Annotated in this window: 7 protein-coding genes; 2 read left to right on the top strand and 5 right to left on the bottom strand. The window is 37.8% G+C overall.

The window, feature by feature from the left end:
* Together ACIQ0D_RS09015 and ACIQ0D_RS09010 are read left to right on the top strand one after the other, a co-directional pair.
* The coding region (locus ACIQ0D_RS09015) for a DnaJ C-terminal domain-containing protein (RefSeq protein ID WP_395804840.1) at positions 1 to 1,023 on the top strand (1,023 nt) is incomplete at its 5' end.
* Between the two features lie 186 nt (positions 1,024 to 1,209).
* Complete coding sequence (locus tag ACIQ0D_RS09010; RefSeq protein WP_395804838.1) at positions 1,210 to 3,294, top strand: TonB-dependent receptor; 2,085 nt, start codon at positions 1,210 to 1,212, stop codon at positions 3,292 to 3,294.
* A 38-nt stretch (positions 3,295 to 3,332) separates the two neighbouring features.
* Here ACIQ0D_RS09010 and ACIQ0D_RS09005 read toward each other — a convergent pair whose 3' ends face one another.
* From ACIQ0D_RS09005 to ACIQ0D_RS08985, 5 genes are all read right to left on the bottom strand, one after another.
* Positions 3,333 to 4,172: a metallophosphoesterase family protein gene (locus tag ACIQ0D_RS09005; protein WP_395804836.1), complete on the bottom strand. Its 840-nt coding sequence runs from the start codon at positions 4,170 to 4,172 to the stop codon at positions 3,333 to 3,335.
* A 104-nt stretch (positions 4,173 to 4,276) separates the two neighbouring features.
* Positions 4,277 to 5,701 (bottom strand): c-type cytochrome domain-containing protein, encoded by a 1,425-nt coding sequence (locus ACIQ0D_RS09000; RefSeq protein WP_395804834.1) that lies wholly within the window; start codon positions 5,699 to 5,701, stop codon positions 4,277 to 4,279.
* Between the two features lie 17 nt (positions 5,702 to 5,718).
* The gene (locus tag ACIQ0D_RS08995; RefSeq protein ID WP_395804832.1) at positions 5,719 to 6,654 is read right to left on the bottom strand and encodes a sugar phosphate isomerase/epimerase family protein; all 936 of its coding nucleotides are present in this window, start codon (positions 6,652 to 6,654) and stop codon (positions 5,719 to 5,721) included.
* A gap of 26 nt (positions 6,655 to 6,680) precedes the next feature.
* Positions 6,681 to 8,186, bottom strand: a complete 1,506-nt coding sequence (locus ACIQ0D_RS08990) for a DUF1501 domain-containing protein (RefSeq protein ID WP_395804830.1) — start codon at positions 8,184 to 8,186, stop codon at positions 6,681 to 6,683.
* Between the two features lie 107 nt (positions 8,187 to 8,293).
* Positions 8,294 to 10,380: DUF1553 domain-containing protein (locus tag ACIQ0D_RS08985; RefSeq protein WP_395804828.1), on the bottom strand; the 2,087-nt coding region annotated here is incomplete at its 5' end.

Here is a 10,380-nt window from a genome sequence, read left to right as displayed (position 1 = left end):
GAAGCAGCTGAAGCCTATGAGGTTTTGAGTAATGCTGAAAAGAAAAGAAGATACGATCAATTTGGTCATGCTGGCGGTGCTTCAAGTCCTAATGGTGGCGGTGGCTTCGGTGGTGGCCACATGAATATGGAAGACATATTCAGTCAATTTGGAGATATTTTTGGTGGTGGCGGTAGTCCTTTTGATAGTTTCTTTGGCGGACAACAACAGAGCCGTGGTGGAAGAAGAGCTGCGCGTGGAAGTAATCTTCGAATCAAGGTTAAACTTAGTCTTGAAGAAATTGCAAATGGCGTAGAGAAAAAAATAAAGGTAAACAAGCAGATTATCTGCGATACTTGCGATGGAAGTGGTGCAAAAGACAAATCTTCATTCAATACCTGCCAGACTTGTAATGGTAGTGGTGCAGTACGTAGAGTTACCAACACCATTCTCGGTCAGATGCAAACAACGAGCACCTGCCCTACTTGTAATGGTGAAGGAACTCAAATTACATCAAAATGTACGAGCTGCCATGGCGATGGCTTAACACGTGGCGAGGAAACCATTAGCATCAATATTCCTGCTGGCGTAAGTGAAGGAATGCAATTATCCATGGGTGGAAAAGGTAATGCTGCACCTCGCGGTGGAACTCCTGGAGATTTGATTATTCTTATCGAAGAAATCCCACATGAATCACTAAAACGTGAAGGAAATAATGTGATTTATGATTTACATATCAGCTTTATCGATGCTGCAATTGGCGCAAGTATTGAAGTCCCAACCATTGATGGTAAAGCCAAAATCAAAATTGACGCAGGAACCCAAGGTGGAAAAATTCTACGTTTAAAAGGCAAGGGTGTGCCCGAAGTTAATTCATATCATCGTGGCGACCAGCTGATTTATACCAACATTTGGACACCAAAGGCGCTTTCGAAAGATGAAATGGAGATTTTAGAAAAGCTAAAAGACTCTCCTAATTTTAAACCTCAACCGGGGAAAAACGAAAAAAGCTTTTTTGATAAAATGAGAGAATATTTCGATTAAAGAAAATAATTTAATTTTATTAAAACCATCCAAATCTGGATGGTTTTTTTATGCAAAAATTTGAAGTATAAAAAATTGCAATTCATTCAAAAATATTACATCCAAACGATTAAAACTCATGTTTAAAAGCGCTCTTTTTTAATAAATTTGTAAGGCTTTGAAACATGAAGCACATAAATTTCAAAAATGATTTCATCTATACATATTCTCTTAAAAAGACCTCTTTTTACTGCATTATTTAGTCTAAATCTTTTTTTCAGCTTCGCGCAAAGCAAAGTAGATTCTGTCCAAAAAGTGGATGAAATTGTTATTCGTGCATATCTTTCGGAACAATCAATTTTACAAGTCCCATCATCTGTAAGTCTAATTTCTTCAAGACAGTTGAGAAATCAACCGGGAATTTCTATGCTTCCAGCACTTAATTCAGTACCGGGAATAAGAATGGAAGAAAGATCGCCTGGAAGTTATCGATTATCTATCCGTGGAAGCTCTTTAAGATCCCCTTTTGGTGTTAGAAATGTAAAAATATATCTTGATGAATTCCCGCTAACCGATGCCGGAGGAAATACCTACCTCAATCTGATTGATGTAAATAGCCTTAACAATATGGAGATTTTAAAAGGCCCTGATGGCAGTCTTTTTGGAGCTAATTCAGGAGGTGTGGTATTATTGAATCCTGTAGATAAACGTGCAGATAGCTCTTGGCTAAATGCTGGAATATCTGGAGGATCTTACGGATTGTTTCAGGAGCAAATAGCTCTACAAAAGAAATTTAAAAAGTCTTATTTAAACATTAACCAATCCTATCAACAATCGGATGGCTACCGTGAACATAGTGCCATGAGCAGAAACTTTGCTCAAATGATGTATCGCTTAAATTATGCAAAAACTAATCAGTTGAGAGTTTTAGCATTTTATTCTGATTTGGAGTATAAAACACCTGGCGGATTAACCTTGGCGCAATACAATGCCAATCCAAGGGCTGCGCGACCATCAACAGCCTTTGCGGCAGGTCCGGTAGCTCAACAAGCCAGAATTGAGAATAGAACATTCTACACCGGAATAGTAAATGAAGCGAAGGTTTTTAAGAATTTTAAACATGTCTTGGCTCTTTATGGTTCAACAACAGACTTCATGAACCCGTTCATCACCAATTATGAACTTAGAAAGGAAAATACTGGTGGATTAAGGACTTATTTTGAATTGCAAGGGAAGCAAAAACAAGGATTTAATTGGAAATGGAATGCGGGACTTGAATTACAAAGTACAGGAGCCGACATAGCAAATTATACCAATAATAAGGGCATAAAAGGTCTTCTGCAGGCGCAAGACGATATTATTTCAAATCAATTCTTTTATTTTACACGCTTTGCAGCCAATATCAATGAAAAACTGAGCGCAGAAGTAGCAACAAGTCTAAATTACAATAATTATAAATTCTCAAAAGATTTTCAGCGCGGACAAGTCACCGAGCGTAAATTCAATCCGGAATTAATGCCACGCTTTGCACTTTCCTACAAACTATCTGATAATTTGGCTTTAAGATCATCCATTAGCAGAGGTTATTCGCCTCCAACTATTGCAGAAGTTAGAGCATCCGATAATAAAATTAATACGAATTTGGAATCAGAAACAGGATGGAATTATGAGGCAGGATTCAGATTGAGAAATAGAACGGACAGACTATGGATTGACGCTTCCATTTTTCAATACAGATTGGAAAACGCAATTGTACGAAGGGTAAATGCCAATGATACCGAATTTTATCTAAATGCGGGAGGAACCGAACAAAATGGTATTGAAACACAAGCAAGTTATTGGTTAATTGAACCAGGTTCGAAAGGTATCATTAGCGGATTACAAATCCAGAATAGCTATACTTTAAGTCGCTATTACTTTAAAAATTATATCAATGGCACCAGTGATTATTCGGGAAATAGATTGACAGGAACACCTAGAACGGTATTAATAAATGGCTTAGAAATTCAGCTTCAGAAGAATTTTTACTTATTTGCACAACACAATTACACCTCCAGAATTGCATTGAATGATGCAAATAGCGTTTTTGCAAAGTCGTTTAACCTGGTACACTTTAAAGCAGGCTGGAGAGCTGCAAAAATTGGAAAAACAGGATTAGATCTATTTGCTGGAATCGACAATCTTTTAGATGAAACCTATAGTCTTGGGAATGACATCAATGCTTTTGGAGGGAGATTTTTCAATGCAGCAGCGCCAAGGAATTACTTTGCGGGACTGAAAATTAGATATTAGGAATTCGAATTCATCCGATAGTTGGCTATCGGATGAATTTATGAAAACCGTTCTTCTTTCATTTTCTCTGTAGGATTCATCATATAACTAAGCAATGTACCATCATTTAATAGCTCAACAACCCTAAACCCGCGGTAAGGCGTACCCCAATTCCCTCCTACGTGAGAATCAAACATGAATGGGATATTATCAATCATTTTAACGCCATCTTGATCATGCTCATGTCCATGTAATCCAGCTCGAACATTTGGATATTTTTTCAATAAATCAAAGAAATCGGGAGTATCAATAGCATGTTTAGTCACTTTAGCCTGAGGAATATGAAGAATCAAAATCACATTCTTTTTACTCTTGTATTGCTCCAATTGTGATTCCAACCAAATTAGATCGGGAGAAATATACTCCCCTTTTTCATTGGAAGTATCGGCAAGGATAAATGCCGTGTCTTTCACTTCAAAACTAAGATTTAAGGGCATTCCCCACACCTCATTCCAGAATTCACTTGTAACCATATCATGATTACCTCTAGTAACATAAAAAGGTACCTCTAATTGGTCGATTTTCTTTTTTACTAAAGGCAAATAAGATTTATCATCATGGATAATATCACCATTAATCACACAAAAATTGAGTTTATTGGTTTTATTAAACAAGTTGATCTGACTAATCGCTTTATCGGTCATTTCCTCAAAAGGGGTCTTAGCCTGACCATAATGAAAGTCGGAAGCGACAACAAAGCGTAGCTTGACCTTCGATTTTAATGCATAAACATCATTGGCAGAAAGATCAGTGACTTTTCCACAAAGAAGCACGGCAGAAGCCATTGATAAATGCTTGATAAATAAGCGTCTTGATTGATCTTTGAGTTTTTTTTCCATAATTTAAAAATGTCTGGATAAAATTAAATTTTATATAAAATTCAGCTATTTAAATGTTATTCACGTTTAATTCACATTAAATAATTATAAACAATATTGATTTCCTATTTCAATTTTGGATCTTTCAACTTGCTGGTATCACTTTCCAGAAACTGTAGTTTATAGCCACCGAAATCAATCTTTGCGTTAGGAAATAGCTTTTTGAGCTGATCTGCTTCTGAAGGCTGAATTAAAGTCTGAAATAAGAAAATCTGTCTGAGTTCCTTCAAACCCTTTAACTGCTCCAATCCCTTTATACTAACCTTTGTACCAATCAAATTAAGATATTGGAGTTTACGCAGATTTTTAAATTGGCCAATTCCTTGATCAGTTATTGCTGTGCGCTCCAGGGATAGACGGGTAAGTGCTGATAGATCTGAAATATCTACAAGCATCTTATCGTTCAGTTTAGAATCTCCTAATTTAAGCCAGACTAATTGTTTGGCAATAGGATCCAATAATTGCAAATCCTTTTCAGTTAAGGCTTCTACTGCCACAAAATTTGCTGATAAATAATTGCTGTTTTGAGCAACAGCTGTTAAGGCTATACCTCTTTCCTGTATTTTCTTGACGGTTCCCTGATCGGCAATCTCAACAGATTCTGCTGGAACATCTGAAATTTTTAGCTCTTCCTTCACTTCCTCTGATTGCAAGGCTAATAAAACAGGCTTGATTTTTTCAGTTTGAACGAGTGCATTCACTTTCTTATTAAAATCTGCACCGCTGCTTACCCACCAATGTAACAACTCCATCTCAGCTTTTGTAAGCTGTGGCTGCTCTAATGGAGGCATGTGCTCATCGTTATCTTTTGACAAAAGAATTCTTTTGATCAGCTCACTTTCATCAACCTTGCCGCCTACAAGAACGATACCACTCTTTCCGCCCTTAAGTATCAGCTCAGGTAGATCAAGTCTCAATTTACCTTTCTGTTTATCCGGACCGTGGCATTTGTAGCATTTAGCTGTTAGAATTGGTCGGATGACATCATTGTATGCAATAGCTTCATTAACATCCGCTATAGGTATTCTTTTTGCAGTAATAGTATTACTATCATTGTTTGAAAAAGCCTTAAAAAGATAATCTGAACCATGGGTGATTGATCCGCCTAAGTGCCCGGTAATAATGATTAGCAATACCAATAGACCGCTTACCCAAATACTATCCTTACCCCTTCTGTTTAATCCATAGGCAATAATTGAAATACCCGCTACTGCAATCCCAAACCATTGATGTTTAGAAACAAGATCTCCATCATAATCCCCTGAATTTGAAAGCAGATATCCACTGATGCATGCTAATATTGCACTTATCATGCCCCAAAATAAGGAAATGCTAACTGCAAATGATAAGGATTGATATTTCTCCTTTCGGGATAGCCATTGAAATAGTGCAGCCAGCAATAACACACCAATAGGCAGGTGAACCAGAACAGGATGAAACCTACCGATAAATTCAGTAAGATTCTCCAATATAATAGCGCTAATAATCATTCAATAGAAATAAAGGATCAGGAATATCTTTTTCTGAGCAAATGCATCATATGTACATTTATTGCCCATTGATCACCTAAAGGCTGTTTTGTATAAGGCAAAGTAGGCATATAATCAGGGGGTCCAAATTCAGTAAGAATGGTTACTATCTCACCATTTTTCTTCTTTCTTTCAACTATCTTATCCCACCATTCAAAATGCTGTCTGACTACAGGCTCCCATTCTGGTGCGCGCGGGTCATTTACCTGCGGACCTTCCGGGTGCCCAATCCTTGCATGAATATGATCGGTCCTACTCAAAGCCATATCAACAGTTTCTTTTTGATCGGCTAATAAGCTTTCATGAACATTGCACCAATGTGATATATCTAATGTTAAACGCAGTTCAGGGAAGCTCTCAATGAACTTTCTTGTGATGTGAGCAGCAAATAGCATCCTGCCTCTATGCGTTTCATGACAGATCAGGATTCCGGTTTCTTTGGAAAGAGCTTGAGAATGCTCAATGAACTTGCTGTTATCCTCAAAACTAAAATAATCTCTTCCTGAATGGTTGTTAATATAAAGTGGCTTCTGGATATTTTGTCTAGTAGCTGCATCAATCATCTTCTTATAAGATGCAAGATGTTCTTGCGGATTTGACTGGGATCCACCACATAGAAAACCGATTTCAAGATCATACTTTTTCAATGCGGCAAAAATATCATCCTGAGCCTTTTTATTATCCGTTGGCCACCATAACTCTACACCGTCATAGCCTTCTTTCTTCACTTTGGCGCAAAAATCATCCATCGTTCCCTCGAAACCCCAACTGGTGGCAAGGATCTTTAAAGCGTAATTTTTATTAGTCTCAGGCATGGCTAATGGCTTATTAGCAAATGATTCCATTGATGATAATAATAATGCAGCAGAGCCAGCCGCAGAGGTTTTAATAAATTCTCTTCTATCTTGTTTCATAAATTGTAAAGGAGCAAGCTTAATTTTTAAGAAATTATATCCGTTATCACTTTCCCTCCAACATCCGTTAAACGGAAAGGACGACCCTGAGATTCGTAGGTTAATTTCTCATGATCGAAACCCAATTGATTCAATATAGTAGCCTGAATATCAAAGGCTTCTGTTTTTCCATTTACAATATCGTAGCCAATCTCATCTGTTTCACCATAAGATGTACCACCTTTAATTCCACCACCTGCCATCCACATATTGAATGCTCCAGCATGGTGATCTCTGCCTTTGTAAGGCATATCCTTACCTTCACGGTTTTCCTGCATTGGCGTTCTACCAAATTCAGCACCCCAAACGATCAGTGTTTCATCCAATAATCCTCTTTGTTTCAGATCAAGTATTAAGGCCGTAATCGGCTTATCTACGCTACGGCATTTATTAATCAAACCAATATCAACTGAGCCATTTGCAGAATCTCCATGAGTATCCCAGCCCCAATCAAACAGTTGAATATAGCGGACACCCTTTTCAACGAGCTTTCTTGCCAAAAGTACATTGTTTGCGAAACTTGTTTTGCCTGGTTCTGTTCCGTACATCTCGTGGATGTAGGCCGGTTCATCATTGATATTCATAACCTCAGGTACAGATATTTGCATCTTATAGGCCATTTCATACTGAGCAATACGGGAAAGTATTTCAGGATCCTGATACTCCTCATATTGGTCATGATTTATTTTGTTGATGGCATCAATTGAAGCTTTACGCAAGTCTCTATCCATCCCATCAGGATCTTTAATGAATAATACAGGATCACCCTCGCCTCTGCATTGAACCCCCTGGTACACACTAGGTAAAAATCCGCTACCCCAAACGCTTTTCCCAGCATCAGGATTATTCCCTCCCGAAGTTAAAACAACGAAGCCAGGTAGATTTTTATTTTCAGATCCCATGCCATAGGTTACCCATGACCCAATGCTGGGTCTACCTAATCTTGCTGAACCAGTTTGCATTAATAACTGAGCCGGTGCATGATTGAACTGATCAGTTGTTACTGCATTAAGCATCGCAATATCATCTGCTACTGTTGAGAGATGAGGTAAATTATCTGATAACCATAAGCCACTCTGCCCATATTGCTTAAATTTAGCTTGTGGTCCAAGCATTTTTGGAACACCACGAATGAATGCAAATTTTTTACCCTCCAGTAATGATTGAGGGCAATCTTGACCATCCAGTTTAGCAAGTTCAGGCTTATAACTAAATAGTTCCAGCTGGGAAGGTGCTCCAGCCATATGTAAATAAATAACAGATTTAGCTTTACCTGGGAACATCGGAGCACGCGGTGCTAATGGATTGGACGCATCAAACAAACTAGCAGAAGAGTCTGTTGAGTTAGTTCCACAACTACCTAGTAATGAACCTAATGCCAAAGCACCAAAGCCCATAGCACTTTCTTTGAGGAAATGTCGCCGAGTTTGTTGTTGCAAGGCAGATTGTTCTGCCTCTTTTAATAATCGTTGAATTAAAATTTCATTCTTCATTATCGCTAATAATTTGGCTTCATCTACATGATAGCATGAGGTCAATATCTACATTTTCTCATTTTGTAATCCGGCTTATATTAGCCTGAAATAAAGAGAATTTAAAACTAATTTTTATTTAGCCACTCATCCATGTTCAACATAGCTCCTGCAACTATTACCATTGCTGCAGTTTCAGGATTGCTGCCTTTTTCTATCGATTTCAAGCCAATAATTTCATTCATGGCCTTCTTATCTTTTTTAAATTTATTCAATGCTGTATTATACAAATCAACAAGTGCTTTTTGTCTGACTGGTGAAATAGGTTTATACATCATTATTTCATAACCTTTCTGAATCTGCTTAGAGGCTTCTTTTCCCCCTGTTTTTTGCATCCGGAAAGCTAGATTTCTGGCAATAACATGAGAAGTGGAATCATTTAATGATGTTAATGCCTGCAAAGGAGTATTTGTTCTTATTCTCCGTGGGATACAGACTTCTCTGGCACCACCATCAAATGTCATCATGGAAGGATAAGGTGCTGTTCTTTTTAAATAGGTATAAAGTGCTCTTCTAAACTGATCTTCATTCTCGCTCATTGTCCAAACATCCCCATTATATGGGGAGCGCCAAATTCCTGCCGGCTGAAATGGCATAACACTTTTTCCATACATTTTCTTACTTAAGAGCTTACTAACCTCTAGCCCTTGATCTCTCAACTGTTCCGCTGATAATCTTACCCTCGACCCTCTAGCATAAAATTTATTAAAGGGATCTTTTTTGATTAATTCCTCATTCACTTTTGAATCTTGTCTGTAAGTTGCAGATGAAACAATCTCTTTTAATAATCGCTTGATACTCCAGTTGTATTCGTTCATGAATTTCCATGAAAGATGATCCAGCAATTCTTTATGAGTAGGTGGAATTCCTTGAGATCCAAGATCTTCCAGTGTTTCGGCTAAGCCAAATCCAAACAATTGCTCCCATAAACGGTTGACCATTGTTCGCGCAACCAAAGGATTTTTCTTATCAGTTAACCAAAGTGCCATACCCAATCTGTTTCTAGGCACATTAGGTGGAAGTGGGTTCATAATATCTGGAACATCAGCTTGAACTGCCTTTCCTTTAACCGTCCAGTTTCCTCTTTCAAAAACATGGGTAGCTCTGAATTGTTCTTTGTTGTTTTCGAACATGATCGGTGTAGCATCCACTTGTGCATGCATCAAATCATTAAAGTCTTTAAAGGCAATTTGATATCCGGCCTTACCTTTCCCAGGAAAATCCTGATCAAATTGAAACCACTCGAACTGAACACCTGTTTCATTAGCGGTCTTTATGGCAGGATTATAATATTTAAAATACAGATTATGTTTACCCTTAACTTTAGGAAATGCTGTAATTACAATCTTCCATTCACCTTTGGTGTTAGCTAATGGAATTGTTTTTACCAATTGTCCATTTAAACTATCTAGGTAAATAAACCATTTCCCACCATCATAATTACTCTTATACCGAAACATGAGTTGGGTTTTATTCTCCAAAACTACATCTTTCAATCTACAGGTACCTTTATTACGCAAACCAGCATACCAACTACTGATTAATGCCCCATTTACAAATTTATCACACTGCAGAGAATTTATTGTTGGCTGCCATGTTTTGAGAAAGACCTGATATTTTTTTGCAGCAGCGTCAGAAACATTATTCCTTAACCAAGCAATCAATTGAGTGAACTTTAAACTATCGGCAGTATCATATTGGCGCAATACCGGGTATTCAGACTGGGTATCTTCATCACGACTATTATTAAAAAAAGCCAGGAATTTATAATATTCATCGCTTTTAAAAGGATCATAAGGGTGACTATGGCATTGAACACAGTTAAAAGTCGTACCCATCATTGCAGTCCAGGTAGTATTAACCCGATCCATCACAGCAGCAGTCCTAAATTCCTCATTGTCAGAACCACCTTCATCATTGGTCATCGTATTACGATGAAAAGCGGTAGCTATATATTTTGCATCGTCAGGGTCTGGCATAAGGTCGCCTGCAAGCTGCTCAATTAAAAAATCGTTATATGGCTTATCTGCATTAAAAGAATTAATAAGCCAATCGCGGTACTTCCAGATATTTCGTGCACGATCTGCTTCATAGCCCCTTGTATCTGCAAAGCGGGCAAGATCCAACCAAAGGCTAGTCCATCTTTCTCCATAGC

Origin of the sequence: Daejeonella sp., from assembly GCF_044342615.1 — a bacterium.
Classification (GTDB): domain Bacteria; phylum Bacteroidota; class Bacteroidia; order Sphingobacteriales; family Sphingobacteriaceae; genus Daejeonella.
This window is presented reverse-complemented; position numbering and strand designations above follow the sequence as displayed.